Origin of the sequence: Halococcus sp. AFM35, assembly GCF_051195015.1 — an archaeon.
In the GTDB taxonomy this organism is placed as follows: Archaea; Halobacteriota; Halobacteria; order Halobacteriales; family Halococcaceae; genus Halococcus.
The window spans coordinates 20,385-42,587 of record NZ_JBNTJU010000024.1 but is presented as its reverse complement, the minus strand read 5'-3'; the positions used below and the strand labels follow the sequence as shown (position 1 = coordinate 42,587).

General features: G+C 59.7%; 18 protein-coding genes. 7 read left to right on the top strand and 11 right to left on the bottom strand.

All coding sequences use genetic code 11. From position 1 onward, the window contains the following. A partial coding sequence (locus ACQUQO_RS14705; RefSeq protein ID WP_435078852.1) for an IS630 family transposase occupies positions 1 to 527 on the bottom strand: 527 nt, incomplete at its 3' end. Positions 528 to 749: 222 nt separating this feature from the next. Here ACQUQO_RS14705 and tnpA point away from each other — a divergent pair. Both tnpA and ACQUQO_RS14695 read left to right on the top strand, forming a co-directional pair. Further along, positions 750 to 1,148 (top strand): IS200/IS605 family transposase, encoded by a 399-nt coding sequence (tnpA, locus tag ACQUQO_RS14700; RefSeq protein WP_435078896.1) that lies wholly within the window; start codon positions 750 to 752, stop codon positions 1,146 to 1,148. Further along, positions 1,145 to 2,371: an RNA-guided endonuclease InsQ/TnpB family protein gene (locus tag ACQUQO_RS14695; protein WP_435078895.1), complete on the top strand. Its 1,227-nt coding sequence runs from the start codon at positions 1,145 to 1,147 to the stop codon at positions 2,369 to 2,371. The genes tnpA and ACQUQO_RS14695 overlap by 4 nt, the downstream gene beginning before the upstream one ends. 144 nt (positions 2,372 to 2,515) lie before the next feature. Here ACQUQO_RS14695 and ACQUQO_RS14690 read toward each other — a convergent pair whose 3' ends face one another. The 3 genes from ACQUQO_RS14690 to ACQUQO_RS14680 form a co-directional block, all read right to left on the bottom strand. Further along, the gene (locus ACQUQO_RS14690) at positions 2,516 to 3,028 is read right to left on the bottom strand and encodes a macro domain-containing protein (RefSeq protein WP_435078893.1); all 513 of its coding nucleotides are present in this window, start codon (positions 3,026 to 3,028) and stop codon (positions 2,516 to 2,518) included. A 45-nt stretch (positions 3,029 to 3,073) separates the two neighbouring features. Further along, the gene (locus tag ACQUQO_RS14685; protein ID WP_435078891.1) at positions 3,074 to 3,718 is read right to left on the bottom strand and encodes a DUF4349 domain-containing protein; all 645 of its coding nucleotides are present in this window, start codon (positions 3,716 to 3,718) and stop codon (positions 3,074 to 3,076) included. A gap of 293 nt (positions 3,719 to 4,011) precedes the next feature. Continuing rightward, positions 4,012 to 5,631: a potassium channel family protein gene (locus ACQUQO_RS14680; RefSeq protein WP_435078900.1), complete on the bottom strand. Its 1,620-nt coding sequence runs from the start codon at positions 5,629 to 5,631 to the stop codon at positions 4,012 to 4,014. A gap of 216 nt (positions 5,632 to 5,847) precedes the next feature. Here ACQUQO_RS14680 and ACQUQO_RS14675 point away from each other — a divergent pair, with 216 nt between their 5' ends. Next, positions 5,848 to 8,745 (top strand): hypothetical protein, encoded by a 2,898-nt coding sequence (locus ACQUQO_RS14675; RefSeq protein ID WP_435078889.1) that lies wholly within the window; start codon positions 5,848 to 5,850, stop codon positions 8,743 to 8,745. Positions 8,746 to 8,785: 40 nt separating this feature from the next. Here the strand turns inward: ACQUQO_RS14675 and ACQUQO_RS14670 are convergent, their stop codons facing one another. From ACQUQO_RS14670 to ACQUQO_RS14645, 6 genes are all read right to left on the bottom strand, one after another. Beyond that, positions 8,786 to 9,760, bottom strand: coding sequence for a glycosyltransferase (locus tag ACQUQO_RS14670; protein ID WP_435078888.1), 975 nt, complete (start codon positions 9,758 to 9,760; stop codon positions 8,786 to 8,788). 112 nt (positions 9,761 to 9,872) lie between these two features. Further along, positions 9,873 to 10,670, bottom strand: a complete 798-nt coding sequence (locus tag ACQUQO_RS14665) for a hypothetical protein (protein WP_435078886.1) — start codon at positions 10,668 to 10,670, stop codon at positions 9,873 to 9,875. 280 nt (positions 10,671 to 10,950) lie between these two features. Then, positions 10,951 to 12,447 (bottom strand): flippase, encoded by a 1,497-nt coding sequence (locus tag ACQUQO_RS14660; protein WP_435078884.1) that lies wholly within the window; start codon positions 12,445 to 12,447, stop codon positions 10,951 to 10,953. Then, positions 12,444 to 14,126, bottom strand: a complete 1,683-nt coding sequence (locus tag ACQUQO_RS14655) for a hypothetical protein (protein WP_435078882.1) — start codon at positions 14,124 to 14,126, stop codon at positions 12,444 to 12,446. The genes ACQUQO_RS14660 and ACQUQO_RS14655 overlap by 4 nt, the downstream gene beginning before the upstream one ends. A 73-nt stretch (positions 14,127 to 14,199) precedes the next feature. Further along, complete coding sequence (locus tag ACQUQO_RS14650) at positions 14,200 to 15,126, bottom strand: hypothetical protein (RefSeq protein WP_435078880.1); 927 nt, start codon at positions 15,124 to 15,126, stop codon at positions 14,200 to 14,202. Positions 15,127 to 15,426: 300 nt separating this feature from the next. Further along, the gene (locus ACQUQO_RS14645; RefSeq protein WP_435078898.1) at positions 15,427 to 16,170 is read right to left on the bottom strand and encodes an ISH3 family transposase; all 744 of its coding nucleotides are present in this window, start codon (positions 16,168 to 16,170) and stop codon (positions 15,427 to 15,429) included. Positions 16,171 to 16,190: 20 nt separating this feature from the next. Between ACQUQO_RS14645 and ACQUQO_RS14640 the strand changes: the two genes are divergently transcribed. The 4 genes from ACQUQO_RS14640 to ACQUQO_RS14625 all read left to right on the top strand — a co-directional run bounded on the left by ACQUQO_RS14640 (position 16,191) and on the right by ACQUQO_RS14625 (position 20,609). After that, a complete protein-coding gene (locus ACQUQO_RS14640) occupies positions 16,191 to 16,550 on the top strand; it encodes a hypothetical protein (protein ID WP_435078878.1) in 360 nt (119 codons plus the stop codon). 421 nt (positions 16,551 to 16,971) lie between these two features. Continuing rightward, positions 16,972 to 18,090: a glycosyltransferase gene (locus ACQUQO_RS14635; protein ID WP_435078876.1), complete on the top strand. Its 1,119-nt coding sequence runs from the start codon at positions 16,972 to 16,974 to the stop codon at positions 18,088 to 18,090. Between the two features lie 39 nt (positions 18,091 to 18,129). Then, complete coding sequence (locus ACQUQO_RS14630) at positions 18,130 to 19,593, top strand: sulfatase (RefSeq protein ID WP_435078875.1); 1,464 nt, start codon at positions 18,130 to 18,132, stop codon at positions 19,591 to 19,593. A 221-nt stretch (positions 19,594 to 19,814) separates the two neighbouring features. After that, positions 19,815 to 20,609: a hypothetical protein gene (locus ACQUQO_RS14625; protein WP_435078873.1), complete on the top strand. Its 795-nt coding sequence runs from the start codon at positions 19,815 to 19,817 to the stop codon at positions 20,607 to 20,609. A gap of 364 nt (positions 20,610 to 20,973) precedes the next feature. Here ACQUQO_RS14625 and ACQUQO_RS14620 read toward each other — a convergent pair whose 3' ends face one another. Continuing rightward, positions 20,974 to 21,837 (bottom strand): pre-peptidase, encoded by an 864-nt coding sequence (locus tag ACQUQO_RS14620; protein WP_435078872.1) that lies wholly within the window; start codon positions 21,835 to 21,837, stop codon positions 20,974 to 20,976. Positions 21,838 to 22,203 lie beyond the last annotated feature (366 nt).

The window sequence follows — 22,203 nt, the reverse complement described above, 5'->3', positions numbered from 1 at the left end:
CCGGGATCAACGGCCTCCTCATTAGCCTCCTCGCCGAGCGCCTCGACAAGGCGCTCGGCGAGAATCTCTTCGGCATTCTCCGGTCGAGACGGCGTTTCTGGCCGTGGAATCGCGTACGACATACCGTATACTGTGCGGCAGATACGCCCAACGTGGCCAGGATGGTAGCTGATACCGAATTCGTCTTCGATCAACCGCGTGATTTCACCGGTCGTCCACGGTTGGCCTTCTTCGAGGAGTCGCTGGAGATCGCGCGACTGCTGATGGGAGAGCTTCGGGGGCCTGCCGCCCCCGAAGCGCGGAATCAAGCCACTCGGTCCGGTCTCATTCCAGCGTTCGAGCCACTGACTCCCGATGCTACGACTCGCACCGACCCGTGTAGTGGCTTCTTTGATCGTATCGCCAGCATAGAGATTGTTGACAAAACAGAGTCGGCGGACGACTTTCGGGTCGTCCGCCTTCTTGATTTCCAGTCTCAGTTCTTCGTCTGAGAGGTGTCGTTCAACGACAGCTCGTCGCGCTCCCATTCAGAGAGATACGCGTCCAAAGGTCAAGAACTTGCGCTAGACCCTAACGGCGGACAAGGAGCGGAGTGGGGAGAGGATACAGCGTCCCCAGAACGCTTCGCGTTCTGGTGTGCAAACGAGACGCTTCGCGTCTCGTCAACGCCGTCAGCATCTGTTCTTTGTCTGATTCGCCATGCTTCGGAAGATTCATGCATTAGGGTAGCATACATATGAACGAACCCAATGCCCGACGACCTCGATTCAGATTCACACTCGGTCTATTCTCTCCACTATCACCTGATACTCGTTACGAAGTATCGGCGTGGAGTGCTTACCGAGGACCGAACCAACTTCATCCACGGGGTCATTGGCGGGTTCGCGGACAACTACGGTGTCGAGGTCTCGCACCTCGACGGCGAAGACGACCATATACACGTCCTATTCAAGGCGAAACCCACGACGGATCTCGTGAAGTTCGTCAATACGCTCAAAGGCGCAACCGCGCGGAGGATTCGCAATGAGTTTCCCGAACTCAAGGACGAACAGGGAGATTCGTTCTGGAACGATTCGTACTGTCTCGTCTCGACGGGACAAGTTTCACTCGACGTGCTCACCGAGTACGTCGAGAATCAACGTCAATGAACTGTACCTACCGGTTCCGGCTCAATCCTACGCTCGAACAGAAAGAGCGGTTGGCGTGGACGTTGGATACCTGCCGGCAGGTGCGAAACCACTTCCTGCATCGGATGAATCGGCTGGCAGACACGTCATACACACCCGAACAGAACCAACTTCCGAAGCTCAAACAGTGGTGGACCGACCTTCAGTCGATCCACTCGAAAGTGCTTCAGATGGTCGTTCGCCGCCTCTACAAGGACCGTTCAAACCTCGCGAAGAAGGCGAAGAAGGGCTACAACGTCGGCAAGCTCAAGTGGAAAGGTGTAGGCGACTACTATTCGTTCACGTACAACCAGACCGGCTTCGAACTCAAGAAAACGAGTGGCCGCGACAGGTTGCACCTTTCGAAGATTGGCGACGTTCCCGTGGTTGCTCACCGAGACCTCCCCGACGACGCCACGATAACCGGCGTCGTGGTGAAACGCGAAGCCACCGGACGGTGGTACGCTTCGCTCCAAATCGACACCGACGCCAAAGCACCTCCGAAACCAGACGAACCGAAACGGTGTGTCGGTATCGACGTTGGAATACTCAAATACACCCACGACACCGACGGCCTTGCCGTTGGGTCGTTGGACCTCTCGACGGAGCAGGAACGGTTAGAACACGAACAGCGCGTTCTCTCCCGCAAAGAGCACGGGTCGAACAACTACCGCGAACAACAGCGGAAGGTTGCTCGTCGCCACGCCGACATCAAGCGGAAGCGTCGGGATTTCCTACATAAGCTCTCGACGTGGTACGCCGAGACCTACGATCTCGTGGCGGTCGAAAAGTTGGACGCAAAGAGCATGATGGAACTGCCGTCGAACTCACACAGCCGTGCGAGTGCGGCGTGGGCGACGTTCCGAACGCTTTTGAAATGGAAATGCAAGCGCGAAGGAACCCACTTCGCGGAGGTCGAACCAGCAGGAACGACCAAAGAGTGTGCTCGGTGTGGTGCCGAGACGGACAAGCCGTTGTGGGTCCGCGAACATTCCTGTCCTGCTTGCGGCTTCGAAGCGGACAGGGACACAAACGCCGCGTGGAACATCCTGCAACGCGGATTCGACAAATTAGGCATGGGCTGTGCCGAATCAACGCCCTTGGAGACTGCGGTCCCTACGGACACCTCCTTTCAGCAGGTGTCTGCAAACCGCGTCGTGGAACAGGGAAGCCCCGCCCTCAACGAGCGCGTCAGCGCGAAGTAGGGCGGGGAGCAGTCACTCTACCGGAGGCGAGCGTCCACTACACCGCGCCGTGGGGTGATTTTTTCACCACTCTCGTCGCAAAGCGATAGCCACCTTTCCGCTGACGACGGCTGGCCCGGTGTCGTGACTGTGAGGTGTGGCTCCCTACTGGCCGTCCCGGACGTCGGCGGCCGCCGCACGGATACTTTCGACTTCGTCCTCGCCGTAGCCGATGAGGCGCACGTCGGTCAACGATTCCGGCTCGTACGCCGCGAGTTCCGTACAGATGAGTCGCGCACCCTCTCGAAGGTCGAACCCGGCGACACCACAGCCGAGCGTGGGAAGGACGAGTGACTCACAGCCGAGGTCGTCGGCGCGTGCGAGGCTGTTCTGCGTCGCCGTGCGGATGCTCTCGGCGGTCGCTTGGCCATCCCCATAGTGAGGCATGGCGGCGGCGTGGATCACCCACTCGGCGTCGAGGTCGTAGGCGTCGGTGACCGCCACCGCCCCGAGGTCGATGGGTCCCTGCGAGACGGCCTCGTCGTTGATTCCGCCGCCCGCGCCGCGCCTGAGCGCTCCCGCGACGCCCGAGCCCATCTCCAGACTCGTGCCGGCGGCGTTCACGAGTACATCCGCTTGCTGGGCGGCGATGTCGCCCCGAATCACGGTGAACTCCATGTACGGAACCGCATCGCCAGCGCCAAAACCGCTCCGCCGAATCGTTCAGGTCCCGTCGTGCCATCGATAGGCGGCGTACCCCACCGTTCCGATGGGGAGACCGAAGACGAGGAGGTACGGCCCGAGATACGCGAGCGCGACCACGAGCGCCCGCAGCGCCGTGAGGACGCCGCCGACCGAGGAGAGAAAGGCCCCGAGCACGCCGACGTCGTACCACTGCTCGCTCGGCTGGTCGGCGACGGGTTCTTCGAGGTCCACAGTAATCGTCGAGTAGGCGACCTGTCCTCTGAGCGACTGCAACTGGCCTTCGAGCCGTTCGATTCGTGACTGCACGGCCGACAGTCGTTGCTGGACCGCGAGGGTGGCCTCGGTATCGCTGGCGTTCGCATAGAGGTTCCGAAGACGCTCGCGCTGTGCCCGCGAGTTGTTCAGGCGCGCGCGGAGGTCGACCAACTGCCCGCTGACGTCGGTCGTGTTGGTGTCTTCGTCACGCACCGTCCCGGCGGCCGTGACACGCCCGAAAAGCGCCGAGAAGTTTCTACGTGGGACTCTGAGCACCAGTTGCCCGGTCGTGCGGTTCTCCCCGTCGATGGTCTGCGTGCTCGCGCTCGATGCGCTGACGTAGCCACCCAGCCGCCGCGTGGCCCGCGTCAGGGTTTCGCTGGTACTGGTGACGTTCCCGACCGCCAACCGTGCACGCCCGGTCTTGATGCGTGCCTGTCCCGTTTGGAGCGCCTCCCCACCGCCTACCTGTGCGCTGGCCGCCGGCCCGCCGCCCGTCCCAGCGCCGCCACCGGGGCCGTTCCCGCCGCCCGCGCCGCCACCGCTGGACGCGACTTCGGCCCCACCGCCCGCCCCAGCGCCACCGCCACCATACAGCCGGCGAGCACGACGAGGGACACCAGCGCGAGCGCGGTCACGGTACGGGTATGGGAGAACATACCGCGATGTGTAGCCACCGCCAGCATATGTTTTGTGGGCGACTACTCCAACAGTGCGGCGAAGCGATTGATGTCCGCGTCGGTGCCGACGACGACGAGTTCGTCGCTCGCTCGCACCTCGAAGTCGGGACCCACATCCGTGATGGTCGTACCGTCACGCTCGACCGCGACGACGGTACAGCCGGTGCGTGCACGGACGTCCGCGTCCCGAAGGGTGCGCCCGGCGAGGCGCGGACAGCGTGTCTTGACCACCTCGATCTGTTTGTCGAAGCCCATCACCTCCTCGTCCAAAATCGTGGAGGCGAGCATCCGCCCGCTGACGACCGCGAGCGCAAGCACGTAGTCCGCACCGGCGCGGTAGAGTTTGCGGACGCTCGCGGTCTCCTTCGCGCGTGCGAGCACCTCCACGTCGGGTGCGAGTTCACGGATGACCAGCGTCGCGAAGATCGTCTGCGTGTCGTCCGGGAGCGCGAGAATCACGGCGCTGGCCCCGTCGATGCCCGCCGCCCGCAGGGTCGCCTCGTCGGTAACGTCGCCGACGACGTCGATGTCCGGGCCGTCCTCGATGTCGACGGCGACCGTATCGAGACCGTCGGTCTCGACGACCTCTCTGACCGTCGAGCCGACCTCGCCGAGACCGGCGACGATGACGCGACCGCGCCGGCGTGGCCGCGTCTCCAGCATCGTCATCTCCTTCAGCCGTTCGAGCTGTGACTGCCGACCGGCCACGAGCAGCAGCGAGTGCTCGTCGAGACGGGTGTCCGGTCCCGGAGGGCTGACGAACTCCCCGCGCAGCCACGCGCCGATGACGTTCGCGCCCGTCTGCTCGCCGATGGCGCTGTCGGCGATGGTGGCACCTGCGAGGTCGCTGCCGGGTTGGACCGGGAGTTCGGCGATCTCGAATTCGGGGTCAATCTCGATGACGTCGCCGAGTTCCGCCGAGACCGCCGTCGTGACCTTATCGGCGAGGCTCTCGCCGACGAGCCGGCGCGGCGAGAACACGTCGTCGGCCCCTGCATACCGGTGATAGTCGGCGACCGCGGTGTCCTCGACGAACGTTATCACGCGGGTGTCGCTGTCGGCGGCCGCGAGCGCGATGGAGGCGTTCACCTCGTCGCTGGCGTCGGCGACGAGCGCCCGCGCGGCCGCGAGGTTCACCCGTGCGAGCGCGTCGGGCGATTCCGGGTCGCCGTGCACTACTTGTAGGCCGTCCTCGTGGAGACCGTCGGCGCGGTCGCGGTCGGCTTCGAGGACGACGTAGGGTATCTCTCGACTGTCGAGCTCCTTGATGAGCGTCTCGCCGCGCGGTGTGTACGTACAGATGACCACGTGGGCGGTGAGGTCCGCACTCGTGGGAGCGCTCGTCGAGAAGCTCTCTTCGAGCAGTGGAAAGACGACCACCGGGAGCGCGAGGAAAACGAGCGCCACCCCCGTCAAATCCATTACGATGACGAGGACGTTCATCACCGGACTCGTCCACGGCGCATCGGAGCCAAAGCCCGTCGTGGTGAACGCCTCGACGACGACCTGCAGCGAGTGGAGGAACGTCTCCGGTTCGCCTTCGAAGGCGCTCATGCCGTAGTCGTAGACGACGGCGTAGGCGACCATCAGGGCCGTGAGTACGCCCATCGAGTAGGCCGTCCGACGCTGCCACGTGTTCATCGCGGCCGCTTTGCAGCCGGGCGGTCGGTGCGTGGGCTGCGAACGGTCATTATCGACTTTCGCTCCCGCTCGAACGAGCATGAGCGGTTCGGTTTCGTCGCCCACGCGGCCGCCCTCGGTGGGGAAGGGCAGTCGCCGAAGCTATTTGCTGTCACGGTGTCGTCTATTGAACGTTAATCGATACTTTTTTTTAGGAAGAGACTGCCTAATGCAGTGATGCAACGCAGCGATGGGAACCAGGGGAGTGTGGGGAGTGATACCACTAATCTGTCGGTCGACAGACGGTCGTATCTGAAGCTCGCGGGCGTCGCAGTGGGGTCGGTGCCGATGCTGTCGGGGGCGGCGAGCGCGGCGTTCACGCGGCGCGGTATTCAGTTCGAGCGCTCGGTCGATATGGTCGCGGAGGCTGGCTGTGACCCCACGGGCCAGGAGCCGTGTGACGAGCAGATACGGGACGCGGCCGACAGCTTCACGCTGTTGCGCTTCCCGCCCGGCGAGTACAAGGTCACCGAGAAGAACGTGATTCTCAACGAGACCAACGTCGGCTTCCTCGGCGAGGGCGACGTCCGGTTCGTCGTTCCCGAGCGGTTCAATGAGAAGTTGCTCGTCGTCGACAGCGGAACTGGCGTACTCTTCGAGAACATCGATATCGACCAGCGCGCCGACGGGGCCACGCCGGCACTGCACCTCGGCGGTGACGACGACGTTCAGGTCCACGACGTCGAACTCATCGGTCAGGGTATCCATCCCGATTCTCTTTCCCGCAGCGATCCTGGCTGGTCGCCGGGCGAGGGGGCAAGTAATGGTAACCCTGACGTGATGGACTTCTTCTATCCCATCGTTCGCTCGCCCGATGGCACAGGTCTAGTGAGGAACCTCGCAGCGAACAACCACGGGCTGATGGGGTCGTACAACGCTGGCGACGGTCGCAGTGGCATCTGGGTCGGCATCGAGACCCGCGGGACGGTGACCTTCCGCGACTGCCATATCGAAGAGTTCGGCAGCAATGGGACCTACACAAGCCGCACGAACGGCGTCGTCCAGTTCGAGGGTGGGGTCTATCGCAACAACGACAACAACCAAATCCGCATCGGCAGTTCCGGCAGCTATGTCGACGACGCAATACTCGACGTGGATGCCGACGCGAGCGACGCACCGAACCCATACGAGGCGCTCAACTACCGCGGCGTGCGCGTCGAGATGGGGCGCCAGAGCGACCGGACGGACGTCGACATCCGTAACTGTAACATCGCGATTCGCTCCGCGCCCCATTCCGGCGGTGGCGTCGTCGCCGAGGCGACCGCCAGCGAGTTCAGTGTTCACAACACTCGCATCGGCGTCGACGAAGACGGCGTTCGCGGTGTTCTCGGGAAGGAACCCGACGGCGGCGGGGCCTACGACCCGCCGGCAAAACCGCACGCTGCGACGCTCGAAAACGTGAGTATCACCGGGACTGCCGATGGGAATGCTGGGGTTACGCTGTTCAACCGTCCGGACTCGGTTGTCGATGGCTGCTGTATCCATCAGGAAGGTGCCAGCCGCGACGGCGTAGTGCTGGTCGATTCCGATGGGAGCCAGGTGACCAACAGCACCATCGACGTCACGGGTCGGCAGGTCGTCGAGGACGGCTCGTCGGTCTGGACGAACAACATCGATACGAGCGGCTCCTGTCCGGTGCCGAACTCAAGCGAGGACAGCGATCTCCCCCACGAGCTATCAATCGAAGGCACCAGCGGGCGGTTCTCCTACCAGTTTACCGTCAGCGGTGACATCGAAAAGTCGATTGCGAAGGGGGCAACCATCGACGACAACGACACCGTCTCGGGAAGTACGGCGACCGGTCAGGGCGGTGACGGTGGTGTGGATAGCTATCGCTTTTCGGGCGAACTCATCGCGTTCGGCCTCGACGGGGAGGCAAACGTCACCGTCGACAGTGAGCCGGCACATGTCGGCCAACTCCCCGACCACGTGTTGACAATCGACGGTGCTGGGTCATACACCGAATACTCCTTTTCGGTCTCCGGCGACCTCGACGGAAGGGGTCTCACCGGTGAGGACAGAATTACCGGGTCGAGCGCCACTGGTGCAGTCGGTGGCGGTGCCGACAATTACACGTTCTCCGGAGAACTCATCGCGTTCTCGCTTGAAGGCGAGGCAAACGTCACCGTCGACAGTGAGCCGGCACATGTCGGCCAACTCCCCGACCACGTGTTGACAATCGACGGTGCTGGGTCATACACCGAATACTCCTTTTCGGTCTCCGGCGATCTCGACGGAAGGGGCCTCACCAGCGAAGACAGTATTTCCGGGTCGACCGCCACTGGCGCGGTTGGTGGTGGTGCCGACAGCTACGTGTTTTCGGGCGAGTTGGTGACGTTCGCTCTCGACGGGGAGGCAAACGTGACCGTCGACGGCGAACCGGCACACGTGGGTCGGTTGCCCAACCACGTGTTGACAATCGACGGTGCTGGGTCATACACCGAATACTCCTTTTCGGTCTCCGGCGACCTCGACGGGAGGGGTCTCACCGGTGAGGATACGGTTTCCGGATCGACCGCCACTGGCGCGGTCGGTGGTGGTGTCGACAGCTACGTGTTTTCGGGCGAGTTGGTGACGTTCGCTCTCGACGGGGAGGCAAACGTGACCGTCGACGGCGAACCGGCACACGTGGGTCGGTTGCCCAGTCGCGTCTTGGCCATCGATGGTGCTGGGTCATATACTGGATACTCGTTTTCGGTCTCGGGGGATGTCGATGGGGATGGTCTCACCGGTGAGGATACGGTTTCCGGATCGACCGCCACTGGCGCGGTCGGCGGCGGTACCGACAATTACTCGTTCTCTGGCCTCATCAAACAGCTATCGGTTGACAGCCGAATTCACGTCGAACTCGACCGCTCGGCCGGCCTCATCAGCGTCACGGGGGCCGGCAAGTACGCGAGCTATCGGCTCGCTGTGACGGGTGATCTTGGGCCGACAGGTTCGCTCACAAGCGAGGATTCCATCTCCGGTAGCGAAGCCACGGGGGCTATCTTGTCCGGAACAGATCGATACCGATACACTGGCGAGCTCCGCGAACTGGCTATCGACGGGTACGTCTCCGTCAGTGTTTCGTAGCCGTCCGGAAGGTTGGTATCATCGTATCGGTACCGGCCCGTTAGGATCTGCCATATCTATTCAGATATCTGACTGCGGTTCGTTTGGCTTTCCGTCCGGCTTCGTATCCCGGCTCGCCGAGCGCCGCAGCCAACAGATAGAGGTAGAACTTCGGAACGAATGGCCACCGAATCACCGCCTTCGTCAGCAACTGGCGTGCTTCTTGGTAGTAGCCCTGCGACAGTGCGACGTACCCGAGCGTAAACGAGGAATATGCGGTCGCCTTCCGCTCGACGGCGTAGCCGTAATCGGCAGCGATCGGCCGCGCAGTCTCTAGAAATATCCGGTGGCTCAGGTCACGTCTCGTCTCGAAATCCGGCGTCAAGCTCTCATGGTCATCGTCCCGCCGTGTCGTCAACAGTGGGTCGGGTATCGATTCGAACTCACAGACCTCCGAGAGCCGAAGCATCCACTCGCGGTCCTCGTACACCCGGAGGCGTTCGTCGAACGATCCGGCTTCCTCGATGGCGCTCCGTCGAACGAGCAGGGTGGGTATCGAAACGACCGTATCGTACAGGAGTGCTTTCGTGATGTCGCCGGCGACATCGACGCTTCGGACGTTGATGAGATTGCCGTCCGCATCGACCGACCGGACGCCGGTGTAGACACCCCCGACCGCGGGTCCGGACCGACCTAGTAGCTCAACCTGCCGCGCGATCTTGTCCACGCTCCAGTAGTCGTCGTCGTCCAGAAACGCTATCAGTTGCCCGCTCGCGGTTTCGATTCCGGTGTTTCGTGCTCCGCTCAGCCCTTCGTTTTCGTCGTGACGGACGAAAACCACTGTTTCGAGCCCCTCATGGGGAGCGTTCTCGACGACCTCCCGCTGGGGGACGTTGGAGTGGTCGTCGACAACGATGAGTTCGATGCGGTCGTAGGTCTGTCCGGCGACCGATTCGATGGCTGTCCGGAGCGATGTCGGTCGGTTGTACGTCGGCAGGACAACACTCACGAGCGGAGCGGACGCCGATGTAGTCATCGTCGACGATATTCACTCGGCGGCATAATACAGTATCGGAGGACATGTCCCGTCACGAGAGTCGCCCCATGATGGTTCGCTATCAATTCATTGGCACTCCCGAAGTTCATTGTTAGCGATAGCCGAGCGCTTCAAGGCGCTGCTCGACGACTCGTTCGCTCGGGCCGGCCGTCTCGACCGGCGGTTCAGCGACGACCGACCGGCGGTCGGTTCCCTCAACGACGAGCCACGGGACGGTTCGAAGCGGGGTGGAATTGAGGCCGCGCGGATGGCCGTAACCACGCACTGGCAGTGGGGACGTGCGCTCGCCGAGGAGGTTTCCGTGGTCGGCGCTCACGACGGATTTCCCCGATAGCGATTCCAGCAGTGTCTCGACATGCGGGAGGACGATATTGAGATTTTCTCGGTAGGCGTCGGTGACATCCTCTTTTCGGGCGCGGCCGTGTCTGAGGCTGCCCCAGATGTGGCGTTTGTTGTCGGCGCGCTCGTCTCCGTCCGGCCGTGCGAGACCAGTGTGTTCAAGGCGGTCGCCGGCCGCTCCGATGAATGGATAATGTGGCTGCATGAAATGGATGATGAGTCGCTTGTCCGGGTAGTGTTCGAAGGCTTCCCGAGCCGCAGCGACCACCGTCTCCGGCAACACAGTTCGTTGCTCCGGGTCCCACTCGTCGTCAAGGAGATCAACGACGGCATGAAAAGTCCCCTCAGGAAGCCGCGTCGCGTACGGGTTCGCCGTGACGTAGACGGTGTTATGGAAGGTTCCTCCAGCGAAGTTCTTCTGCAGGAATTCCCAACTATCGCTTCCGAGCGATCGCCGTTGCTGAAGATTGCCTGGAATCGGATTTTGTTCGTCGAACATGTCGAAGCGACATGCATCCAAAATCACGAGATTATCCCAATCCTCCTTCATTACGTGAGTTCCACATCCGGAATCAACCAACCGGTGGTACGCGATATTGAGGTCAATACCGAAGCGGTTGACCTCGCCCAAGAAGATGCGAGGATTGCGAAGTCCAGCGACGAGGTTTTTGAACGTATATCGGCCGAGACTAGCCATTTGGGTGAACGAGATGGCAAGCAATCCTAAGCGTTGTGGATTCATCCGGCACGCCGGTACAATTGGCAAGCTTGTCCTCGGTCAAGAACTGGTCTTAGCTGCGAGATATCCTATGATACCGGCTTGTGGGTCATCAAATTCGATTCAGTAACTGAGCAAAGAAATCCATGTCGTTTTGTTCAAAACCGAGTGCGTAGAGGGCGCTCACGAATGTGAGACTCCCCAGTGAGCTACCGAGTATAAGGAGGGTGATGCTGGCAACGGCCTGTTCTACGGCGAGGAGGATGACGGCTGTCACGAGGCCAGCGAGAAGCGGCTTGTAGTAGCGTGACGAATACGGGGAGAGCCCCTCTAACTGCCGAAGCTCAACCCATCGAACGACGTTTAGGAAGCCTAGAACGCTTGCAGTGGCGAAGGCAGCCCCAATAAAGCCAAATTCAACGAGGAATACGTAGTTAAGCGCGACGTTCGCCACACCGAACACCCAATGATTGAGAAATGAAAGCCGCTCGTGATCGGTCATCATTAGAAGGTAATTTGCAGGGCCAACGGCGGCGTTCAAGAGCTGTCCGAGAGCGAACAGTTGGAGGACAGGCGCGCCACGAACGACGCTCGGACCGAACAGCATGAGGATTTCGTGTGCGTAAATGATAGCGATAAGCGCTGCCAGCAATGAGATGGTCAACGACCACCGGGTGACAGTCGCATAGAGCGCTTCCAGTTCGTCGTGTTCGTCGGCGTCGAACAATCTGGAGGCAATCGGAGTGAATATCTGGCTGAACCCGGTCAGTGGAAGCGTGACGATGCTAGAGACGAGAAACCCAATGTTATAGAACCCAACAGCCTCCGACGAGAGGAAAAACCCGACCATGAAGACATCGATGCGGTTGTAGAGTACCGTCCCCGCTTGTGAGAGCATTAAAGGTACTGAGTACTCGAAAAAATCGTAGGCTTCGGCGACTGAACGGGGCGCTGTGGGGCGAAGGGTCGTACGATAGATCAAGACGATACCGCCAAGGATGAAGACGCCGACGCTCGCAATCACGAGTACGCCGATCGTACCAAGTATGGATAGACCGATGAAGAGAGCCACTGCGATGGCTGTGAGTCGAAGGAGTGGGCGGAGGATTTTTGTGACGAATACCTGGTACTTTGGCAGTTCGAGACCTCGGAATGTCCCACTAATAATTTTTGCGAGCGTATCAAAGGGGAGAGCGAGCGCGAATACCCGAAGCACGTCCGTAAACACGGCTTGATCGAGCGTAAATTGATTGATTAACGGTGCGAGGGCGAACAAAACAGTGGCGATGAGGATGCTTCCGACGAACGAAGCGGCCGACGCCACACCTAGAATTTGGTTTTGTTGTGCTTTGTCCGATTCATATGCTGGAAGGAACCGTAATACCGCGATATCTGAACCGAGGGTCGAGACGGTATTCGAGAGATCAATGAACGATTTCGCGTAGGCGTAGACACCATACAGCTCTGGTCCAAGCCCGCGTACCAACAATGCATTGATCACAAAACCGGTGAGTTTGACGAACAACTGTCCGAAAACGTATACTGAAGCACCGCCGAAGATAGACTGTAGTGACTCAAAATACGTGTTTGAAGCAGACTCCTCCCTCATGTAGCAGATGTAGTTTGCGTGTGCTGCCCTACACGCTCGCTCGCCTCCCTCGCGCCGACCATTGCTCCGGCAAGCAACCAGAACGTCATGAAAGTGGGATCAGCCATGTGGCCCGATGTCCAGAAACCATATGCATAAAATCCGAATATTCCACAAGCAAGTAGTCCCCAGCGCAGTTGAGAACGACCTGCTTGCGTGGCTTCGACAACTGCAGCCAGCAGTACTGCGACAAGTGTAGCGACGAGCAGCAATGCACCAGGAATCCCGATGGCGGCGAGATAGAAGAAATAGAGGTTGTGTATTGAAACAGCAAATGGCATCCCATATGACTCCGCGACGAACAGGAAGTTACGGCCACCGAGACCAAATAGGGGGTAGGTGAGGCCGATCTCGATTGCCGCTGCATACTGCTTGAATCTTATCGATAGGTTTGCGGTATCGACAAGTGGGATTGCGCCCAGTATGTCGGCAGCGCGTTCTGATATCGACTGAGTCTCCGGTCGATTTGCAGCGGTGTTTCCTCCCGTTGCTCCGCCGGTCACATCGCCTTCGCCCCCTCCGTTGTTGCGCCCAGATTCGCGTTCGCGTGCAGCGATTCCACGGCCCGAATACAACACGAACGTGAGCAAGCCTACACCGATCGTACAGGCGTACGCATAGATATATCCTATTCGATTGGAGGCTGTAGTGATGGCGTCCGTCGTGAGAACAAGATATGTGAGAACGGCGACGATAGCGATAACGACGAGTAAGAACGCCCCCAGACTTGCATCAGATCCCGACGCCCGTATGATGAAGACAGCTCCGACGGCGTAGATGGCGGCAAGCAGTCGCTGCACGACTGACCCACGGACGATACGCTCTATAAGGAGTGGCAACAGGAGGATGATAAGCATCGTCAGTCCTCTCGAATTACCGACGAAGCCGCCAGCATACATTGAGGAGGCAAATGAAAACGGACCGATGAGAAAGTGGTCTATTGTGATGCCGGCTGCATCGCCGAGATAGCTAAGTCCGAACGAGCCACCGTTGAGCACTTCCGCAATAGCGTACGCGATGTGGCCGCCGAGAACGATGAGTAGAGAATTAATCACCGTCCGGAAGCCGATATAACGGATGATGGCGACACCGACGCTGAACAAGAGGAGATATCGGATGTGAGTGGTGACGAACACCATTGCCCCGAATTGTGAAGGGCCGTTGCTGACAACCGCCGAAAGGAGTGACCAGACAAGGACGCCAACGAGTCCGTAGCCGACAACCATATTGAGTTGGCGGTCGAAGGAAATTCGAATTCCGCCGTTCCAGACTATCAATAGTGCTGCAAGCGGGGCAGCGACAAAATCGACCAACAGTAGGTTTAATTGGATCGACGCACCCGCCATGGGTTGTTGGGCCGCCAGCGGGAGGTTCCCCGCAAAGGTACACAGCACCAAAACAGCTGCACATAGCCCTTCAAAAACAGAATTGGTGTAAATCAACCCAGCGCCATAGATACCGCCGGCAGCTATGACTACTACAAGAAGTGGGAGGCTGCTTACGAACGTGATAACGGGGACACTCACCACCAGCAACACTGTCAGCGCGAGTGCTGAGTAAACTACTATCCGCTGATCAACAGTCGTCGGCGGCGAACGGAGAGTAGTCAATGATTTGGTGATGGTTGAAACGTCTGTCACAGTCCTATCTTCCACAGGTAGAGTCGGTTATTTAGGTGTTATGGACCTGTCTTTACGATGGATATTGCTACGCTTACTCGACATATCCCAATTCTCGGAGCCGGTCTTTCACGACCTCTTCATCCGTTTCTGAACCAGCCGTCGCCGCTTCCGCTTCGATGGATCGCCGTGGACCGTTCTCGGCGACCAACCACGGCACGCGGACCAGTTGTTCAGTGTAGATTCCCCGTGGATGGCCCCATTCGGTGATCGGAATCGGAAACGACCGTTCACCGAGCATATTGCCGTGGTCGGCCGTAACGACCGTTCGACCTTCAATGGTCTCCAGCAGTTCTCGGATGTGCGGTAGGGTTCGTTCGAGGTTTGCCACGTACAACGGCCAAATATCTTCTGGAGAGGCATCAAGCGCTCCTGTCAGTAGCTGTCCCCAGATGTTTTCGCCAGTCTCAGTGGCGTCCGCTGCGAGATGATGCTTGTCGAAGTTAGTTCCGGAGCCGATGAACGGATAGTGTGGCTGAACGTAGTGGATGATCAGACGCTTGTGGGAGTAGTCGTTGGCGGCTTGCAGCGCGTATTCGGTCAGTGTTTCGGGAAGAACGGTCCCGTAGTCGTCGTCCCAGCCGTCCTCGCGCCAGAGGTCGACGATGCTGTGCAAGTGAGTATCGATTGCCTCCCGGTTGCGATAGAGCTGCGGGTTGGCGGTCACATAAACTGTATCCCGAAGGTCACGTCCACTGAAGTTGGCGTGAAGAAACTCTGTGGTGGCTGACCCACGCGAGATGCGCGATTCGAGACGTCCGGGCAGCTCGGCGTGACGCTCGAACATGTCGTATCGGCACGCGTCGAGGATAACGAGCGTATCCCAATCCTCGGCAAAGATATCGACCCCGTCGTGGTTATACTGCCGTCGGTTCAACCGCCGATAGTAGAGCCGGTTCGCTTGCCGGGCGAAAAGAACAGGGTTGCGAACAGCCCGGGCCAGCCGCGCGAACGTGTTCATAGCGACCGTTCTCCGATGAGCATCTAAAATCGTCCGATTTGTTACCGAGAGCCTCGTCATCACTGTCGGTAGTTCCCAACTGAAATCTCAACATCTCCTCTGAACCGGTGAGCTGTCGAGATAAACATCGCAGTGGATCGGTTGGCTGGAGGTCAGAAGCGCCGCTGCGTACTCAACGCTTCCCAGCACCGACTCCTCACGAACCCAGCCAACAGCTGGAGCTCACGAAGGGCACCCCCGAGGCCGCGGGCTGGCCTCAGCCCGCGGCCGCGGTGTACGCGTCCGGCACGTCGACACCATTCATCTCGATCTTCCACCGCCGCTCCAACTCTTCTTCCAACGCGTGTCGAATCCAATCACAGAACACCGAGAACGTGAACTTCTCAGGAAGGTCGCGCCCGCCCGACGTGGGCGGGCGACGACCGCCCATCGCAGCACCAGCCACAGGTTCTCCAACAGGAAGCTCACCACCACGAACGCAAACCGCACGATCGGATCTTGCGTCGACGTTACCGCTCGTGCGCTCCGAAACAGCCGATAGCTGGATTCGATCGCCGATCGCTTGCGGTAGCAGTGTTCGACCTGTGTAGGCGTGCGCTCACCCAGATCGCACGCCGCGTAACCCCCGGACCACTTCACCGTGCTTGCCACGATCGCCGTTTTGATACGAGACTGAAACCGCGAGCGGGAAACCAGTTCCCGCTCGCTGTCCTTGTACATCCGGTAGGTCGTCATGTACGATTTGTGCGTCTCGAGTTTCTCTTCGAGCCGGTCGCCTTTCTCGGCGACCGGCACGACTGTCGCAGCGATCTCTCGTGAGCGGCGGATGACGCGCTCGTTGTAGAAGCCGGAATCAGCCAGCAACAGCTCGATCTCGAAAGGATAGGCCTCGACGCGGTCGAGGACGCGCTCGACCGCGTCGGCTTGCTTCTCGTCGCTGCGGACGTAGGTCATCGCAAGCGTGATCGGTTTGCCGTTCGAGACGAGGTAGGCGGTGCAGTAGCGGTGACAGGTAGTGGTGCCGTCTTTGGGCTCATTCGACAGAGTTCGCCTTCCTCGTCGAGATGAACGCCGTGATAGGGGTTGTCGACAAAATCGATGGAGACGATCCTCGACCGCTCGGGGTCGAGGATCGTCATGGCCAACTGCATGAACAGGAGGTTAGCGGCGAACTCGAGCCAGCCTCGATCAAGGGTATGGAGCCAGTCGAAGACGGTATCGTCGCAGGGAGCCTCGTGATTCTCGGCGCAGACCTCTCGAACGGAGCTCTGATTGGTGCTGGCAAGGATAACGACGGACCAGATGTCGCCAGGATCGAGGGGCGAGCCCTCGATCCCTGGCAGGGGAAGCTCTCCGATCACATCTGCCGCCACTCCTTTGACATTCCACGCCGAAAGGAAGCCGTCTGGTTGAGGGAGCTCTAACACATTCACCCAACCAGACATCTTCTGCAATCAGACCGGCGCTTTAGCTCCGCTTCTCAACTCAATTGGGAACCACCGACTGTCACTATCCTGACCCTCGCTGCCATCGCCTGAGTGGTCAGCGTTCGCTGTCACCTCAACCGAGTAGTTGCCTCAATGTCGTGGTCGAGTGGTCGGAACTTGTATCGGATTTGACGGTCGTTCCGCCGTATGTCACCTCGTGGTCGTAGGAATTGTCGTCCTCGCCAGGTTCTTGTGGGAGTTATGGTGGAATCTGCGTCCTCTCCCGGGATAATCGTTGTCTGGAGGAAAGTTGCTTCAAGTTGTTCCCCTGCTCGTAGTTGGGTCGCGAGTGGTCGTCCCAGCTCGCGGCCAACCAGTAGGTTTTCCACAGCTGGTGGCCGAGACTTATTAACGAGCAATGCACGTCTGTTTTCTCATCAACCAGCTCGCTCCGGGTGGCGCGCCGACGCTGTTACTCGATATCGTCCAGCAGACGGATGCTGACGATATCGACTATACTGTCTGCTTCATCGAAGGTGACGACGATCTCGTGCCCGACTTCAGGCATGCCGGCGCGCGCGTTGTAGACTTTGGTGCGGCGTTCAAGTTCGACCCGCGTGCGCTCGCACGAATGGCTCGGTTTTTCGCTCAAGAGGAGTTCGATATTCTCCATACTAATCTTCCTTATGCACAGACACTCGGGCGCGTTTTCGGGCGGCTCGGCGGCCAGACGGTCATAAGCACCCAACACAGCGTTGCCGAACATTACCATCCGATAACTGGTCTACTCGAACGGCTCACCCGGCCACTCGACGCACGGACTGTCGCCATCTCCGCGGGCGTCGAGCGCTCTTTCACTGGCGCGGCGCACGGCTACGAGCCGGGCATGGACGGTAAGTGGTGTACCATCTATAATGGCATTGACGTGAGTGGGTTTAACGAACGGGTTCGCAACGCCGACATCACGGCACTCACAGCAAACTACGGCATCGACGACGGTCCGGTGTTCGTGAGTGTCGGGCGCTACGTGCCGGCGAAATCCCAGTACGACCTCATCATGGCGATGGAGTCCGTCCTCACCACCTATCCCGACGCACAACTGCTGCTTGTCGGTTGGGGCAAGTGTGAGGACGACCTCCGGGCAGCCGTTCACGAGCGCGGACTCGCCGCAAACGTCACACTCACCGGGCGCGTCCCGCCCGCCGACATCCACTGCCACTATGCCCTCGCCGACGCCTTCGTCATCGCCTCGCAGATGGAGGGGCTTGGCATCGCTGGGCTGGAGGCAATGGCGGCCGAACTCCCCGTTGTTGCCACCACAGTACCCGGTCTCCGTGAAATCGTCGGCGACGGTGAAACCGGGCTGTTGGTTCCACCGAATGATCCCGATGCGCTGGCCGACGCGATGGTCGCGGTCCTGCAGGCTGACGGGTACGGCCGACGTGGCTACGAGCGCGCCGCCGAAATCTTCGATATCCGTACGACTGCGGCCGCATATCGCAGCCTCTACAGTGAACTGACTGACTACCACGACTGAAAACGTATTTACGCCGGCGCGTTCGCCGTTCGATATTCGATGACAGCCTACCCGAACGTCGTGGTGGTCGTGATGGACACCGCCCGCGCCCGCGAGACCGTCGGCGAGCGTCACGATTTCCTCCCTGCACTCGACCGCCTCGCTACAGAGGGCACCGAATACACTGGGACTATCGCTAGCGCGCCATGGACGCTCCCCTCCCACGCCTCGCTGTTCACCGGCACCTATCCCTCGAAACACGGCGCACACGCGGACCACAAGCATCTCGACGAGAGACTCCCAACCCTCGCCGAAGCCTTCCAAGAGAGCGGGTACGAGACAGTCGCGGTCTCGAACAACACGTGGATTTCTGAAGAGTTCGGCTTCGCACGCGGGTTCGACACCCTCTACAAGACGTGGCAGTACGTCCAAACCGACACCGACCTCGGTGAGATCGCCCGCACGAAACAGGGAATAGAGATGATGCGCGCACTCGCCGCGCGCCTTACAGAGGGCAACCCAGCGGTCAACGTCGCCAACGCCGTCTACGGCCAGTTCTTCCGCAAGCGAACCGACGACGGAGCCAAGCGGACCAACGAGTGGGTTCGGGAGTGGCTCACCGAACGCGAGTGCGACGACCCGTTTTTCTGCTTCGTCAATTACCTCGAACCTCATCTCGAATACCGCCCGCCGAAAGCCGTTGCCGAGCGCTTCCTCCCGGATGGCGTCACCTACGAGGAGGCGATGGATGTACCACAGGACGCATGGGGATACATTGCTGGCGATGTCGACCTCACCGACCGAGAGTTCGACATCCTTCGTGCACTCTACCGGGCAGAGCTCGCCTACCTCGACCGCCGCATCGGCGAGCTCAGAAAGCACCTCGAAGCCGCCGGTGAGTTCGAGAACACCGTGTTCGTCGTAACGGGCGACCACGGCGAGAACATCGGTGACCACGGACTGATGGACCACCAGTACTGTCTCTACGACAGCCTGCTCCACGTACCGCTCGTCGTCCACGGACCAGGGTTCGAAACTGGACAGGTCGATGATCTCGTGCAGCTCACCGACCTCGCGCCGACGCTGCTCGACGCGGCCGACATCGACGCCCCCGAACTACGCGACGCCTCTCAGGGCCGGTCGTTCCATCCCGAAGTGGAGACTGCTCCTCGCGAGTACGCCATTGCCGAGTACATGGCCCCACAGCCGTCGATGGAGGCGCTCCGCGAACGGGTCGGGACGCTTACGGACGACGTCGAACGGTTCGACCGCTCGCTGCGGGCTATCCGCACCGACAACGAGAAACTGATTCGAGGCTCGGACGGCACGCGTGAGTTCTATGAGCTGGGAGAGGGCCCCGAGGAAGCAGCGGATCTCGCGACCGAACGTTCCGAACGGGTCGACGCGCTCGAAGCTGAACTCGACAGGTGGCTCGATACGTTCGACCACGCCGACACATCCGGAGCGGTCTCGATGACTGACGAGACGGAAGCCCGACTCGAAGACCTCGGCTACCTTCAGTAACGTCTGACTATCCGTTCGGCAACGCTTCCAAGCGAGGTAGGAACGCTTATGATTCGACCGTGGTGCTCAACGGGCAGGTGAGTGAAATGGGACTGTTTGAGGCGGCCAGACGAGCGGTAGGGGGGCATGACTATACCTTTGAGGACGTTCGGCGTGCCATCGCGGCCCCTCGGCGAGCGCTCTCAGAGTGCAACAAATTGTATACTCATGCCCGAGTCGGCATGGGATACAACCCGGCCGGCATCGACGTTTTCGCCGAAGACTGGGATGCGTTAGTGATTCTCGATGCCTGCCGGTACGACGAGTTCGTGCAGCGTTCGACGTTGCCCGGCCGGACTGAACACCGAATTTCGCGTGGCTCGACCAGCTCGGAGTTCATCCGCGGCAACTTCGCCGGCAAGACCCTTCACGACGTAGTGTATGTTTCAGCCAACGGCTGGTACGCGAAACTCGAAGACGATATTGGCGCGGCGGTCCATGCCTTCGAGTTCGTCGAACGCGATACGGCCGGCGGGCTGACTTCCCGTCCCGAAACTGTCGCCGCCGCTGCGCGCGAGGCCGCCGAGCGCTATCCGAACAAGCGCCTTGTCGTCCATTTCATGCAACCGCACCAGCCCTATCTCGGACCGCTCGGCAGCCGGTTCGATTTTAGCGGTGACATGATCGATACCATCCGCCACAGTAATGTAGGTCATGAAGAGGTCCTTCAAGCCTACCGCGAGAACCTCGACCTCGTGCTCAATGACGTCGAACCGTTGCTCGACGACCTCGCTGGCAAGATCGTCGTGACCGCCGACCATGGCGAACTTCTCGGCGAGCGCGAGCGTCCACTGCCGATACGGTCCTACGGCCATCCTGAGGGTGTTTACGTCAAGGAGCTGGTCTCGGTTCCGTGGCACATCTATCACAACGGTGACCGCCAAGAAATCGTCGCCGAGCAGCCGGTCCAGGGGACCGAAAAAATTGATTTCGAGCGGGTCGAACAGAACCTCCGCGACCTCGGCTACCGGACGTAGACCTGTGACTCTCTTGCAGCACACTGATTCATCGATCCGCTGATGTCCTGAATGCACCAGAAGATCACGTTTTGTGCCCGTTTGAGGGGAGCTATCTATCAAACACTCAACGTGCAAAGCGGAGTATACAGGGTGTAGAGTGTCATAGAACGGTTGGCATAGTTTCGGCTGTCGGTTGAGAAGTCTGCTGTCACCATCTCTAAATGGCAGCGATATTGACTGCTTCTTAGACACCGTTTCTCAGGGTGCTACTGGGGTGTGTGAAAAGTTCTATGACACCTTGAGAGCGGCTTGGCAGCTTACTGCCTGAAAATATAATGGGGCACGAGACTACCTCTACTCATACGACAGAGGTCATTTGACGTTACTGACTCCGCAGAGTTCCAACACTATCGATGAGCACGTCAGCAGAGCCGTCAAGATCGAATCGAGAGATACCACCAGTATAGGTGTAGCTATCGGCACCCGTTCCAACTTCCCCTCTCGCTCTGGTACCCGAGATGGTGTCGTTGGCGTTGATGTTAGCGCCATAAGCGGTCGTTTTTGCGAGGTTCCCGTCGACGGTGAAGTCGTACTGTGCTGGCTCGCCCGTGCCGCGGAAGGTGATGACGTGGTCAGGCCGTCGGCCGACATGAGCTGGGGCACCGTTGAGGAGAACCCGCATTACTCCACGAATATCGAATGCGTGAAGGGCACCGTCGAACGTGTAGGCGTCCGCTGCCGCGCCAACTTCCCCTCGCCCGCGCTGGTTTTCGATCTCGTCATTGGCATTGATGTTAGCGACGTGTCCGGTACTCTTTTCGAGATTGTCTTCGACGGCGAACGAATACCTCGCACGCTCGCCCGTACCTTGAATTTCGAGGAAATAGTCCGGACGACGGCCGACATGCGCTGCCTCGCCGTCAAGGAGCACGTTTGCTTCGCCGTCGAGCTTGAACGCAAGCAGGTCGCCGTCGAACGTGTAGGCGTCCGCCGCCCTGCCGACCTCCCCGCTCGCCCCGTTCTCAGAAATGATATCGTTACTATTGATGTTCGCGCCACCGCCACTGGTTTTCTCAAGATTACCATCAACGGCGAACGAATAGCCCGCTCGCTCGCCCATGCCTTGGATTTCAAGGAGGTGTTCACCCGGGTCGGCACTCGCAACACCCCCCATAGTGGCGACCGAGGCCGTACTGGCAAGACCTACTGCTCCTGTCGTTGCGAGAAATCGCCGTCGTGTCACCATAGAAAGCTCGGAGGAGCTTTCGTTTTCACTCAGCGAACGCTGCTCAGATTCCGCCTTCTGGTTTGGATTGTTGAATTTCATCAACAATGGTGATATTGCGGGCTTTACAATAAATCTTTGGGTATATTTCACACACTCATGAGTTACCGAGAGATTTCCATAATGAGCGTACCCGGCACTTGCGGGTGATCTGCCGACTCATCACATAGTAGTGGGTAGTCAACGAATACCCTGCAGTTCAGCTACTAACACTACGGACTGGAAAACATGATACAGTTGAATCCCCGTACGGTATTATATACTTATTCTAACTAATCTACCACCGGTCAGTGGTTTGTCCTACGTGCCGTGTCTTATAGTATCACT

What these genes read in the sequence shown, in the direction of transcription:
- ACQUQO_RS14675 (WP_435078889.1), top strand. Translation starts at nt 5,848, where the DNA reads ATGCAACGCAGCGATGGGAACCAGGGGAGTGTGGGGAGTGATACCACT.
- ACQUQO_RS14670 (WP_435078888.1), bottom strand. Translation starts at nt 9,760, where the DNA reads ATGACTACATCGGCGTCCGCTCCGCTCGTGAGTGTTGTCCTGCCGACG.
- ACQUQO_RS14665 (WP_435078886.1), bottom strand. Translation starts at nt 10,670, where the DNA reads ATGAAGGAGGATTGGGATAATCTCGTGATTTTGGATGCATGTCGCTTC.
- ACQUQO_RS14640 (WP_435078878.1), top strand. Translation starts at nt 16,191, where the DNA reads ATGAACGCCGTGATAGGGGTTGTCGACAAAATCGATGGAGACGATCCT.
- ACQUQO_RS14625 (WP_435078873.1), top strand. Translation starts at nt 19,815, where the DNA reads ATGGGATACAACCCGGCCGGCATCGACGTTTTCGCCGAAGACTGGGAT.
- ACQUQO_RS14620 (WP_435078872.1), bottom strand. Translation starts at nt 21,837, where the DNA reads ATGGTGACACGACGGCGATTTCTCGCAACGACAGGAGCAGTAGGTCTT.
- ACQUQO_RS14690 (WP_435078893.1), bottom strand. Translation starts at nt 3,028, where the DNA reads ATGGAGTTCACCGTGATTCGGGGCGACATCGCCGCCCAGCAAGCGGAT.
- ACQUQO_RS14680 (WP_435078900.1), bottom strand. Translation starts at nt 5,631, where the DNA reads ATGAACACGTGGCAGCGTCGGACGGCCTACTCGATGGGCGTACTCACG.
- ACQUQO_RS14630 (WP_435078875.1), top strand. Translation starts at nt 18,130, where the DNA reads ATGACAGCCTACCCGAACGTCGTGGTGGTCGTGATGGACACCGCCCGC.
- ACQUQO_RS14695 (WP_435078895.1), top strand. Translation starts at nt 1,145, where the DNA reads ATGAACTGTACCTACCGGTTCCGGCTCAATCCTACGCTCGAACAGAAA.
- ACQUQO_RS14635 (WP_435078876.1), top strand. Translation starts at nt 16,972, where the DNA reads ATGCACGTCTGTTTTCTCATCAACCAGCTCGCTCCGGGTGGCGCGCCG.
- ACQUQO_RS14660 (WP_435078884.1), bottom strand. Translation starts at nt 12,447, where the DNA reads ATGAGGGAGGAGTCTGCTTCAAACACGTATTTTGAGTCACTACAGTCT.
- ACQUQO_RS14650 (WP_435078880.1), bottom strand. Translation starts at nt 15,126, where the DNA reads ATGAACACGTTCGCGCGGCTGGCCCGGGCTGTTCGCAACCCTGTTCTT.
- tnpA (WP_435078896.1), top strand. Translation starts at nt 750, where the DNA reads ATGCCCGACGACCTCGATTCAGATTCACACTCGGTCTATTCTCTCCAC.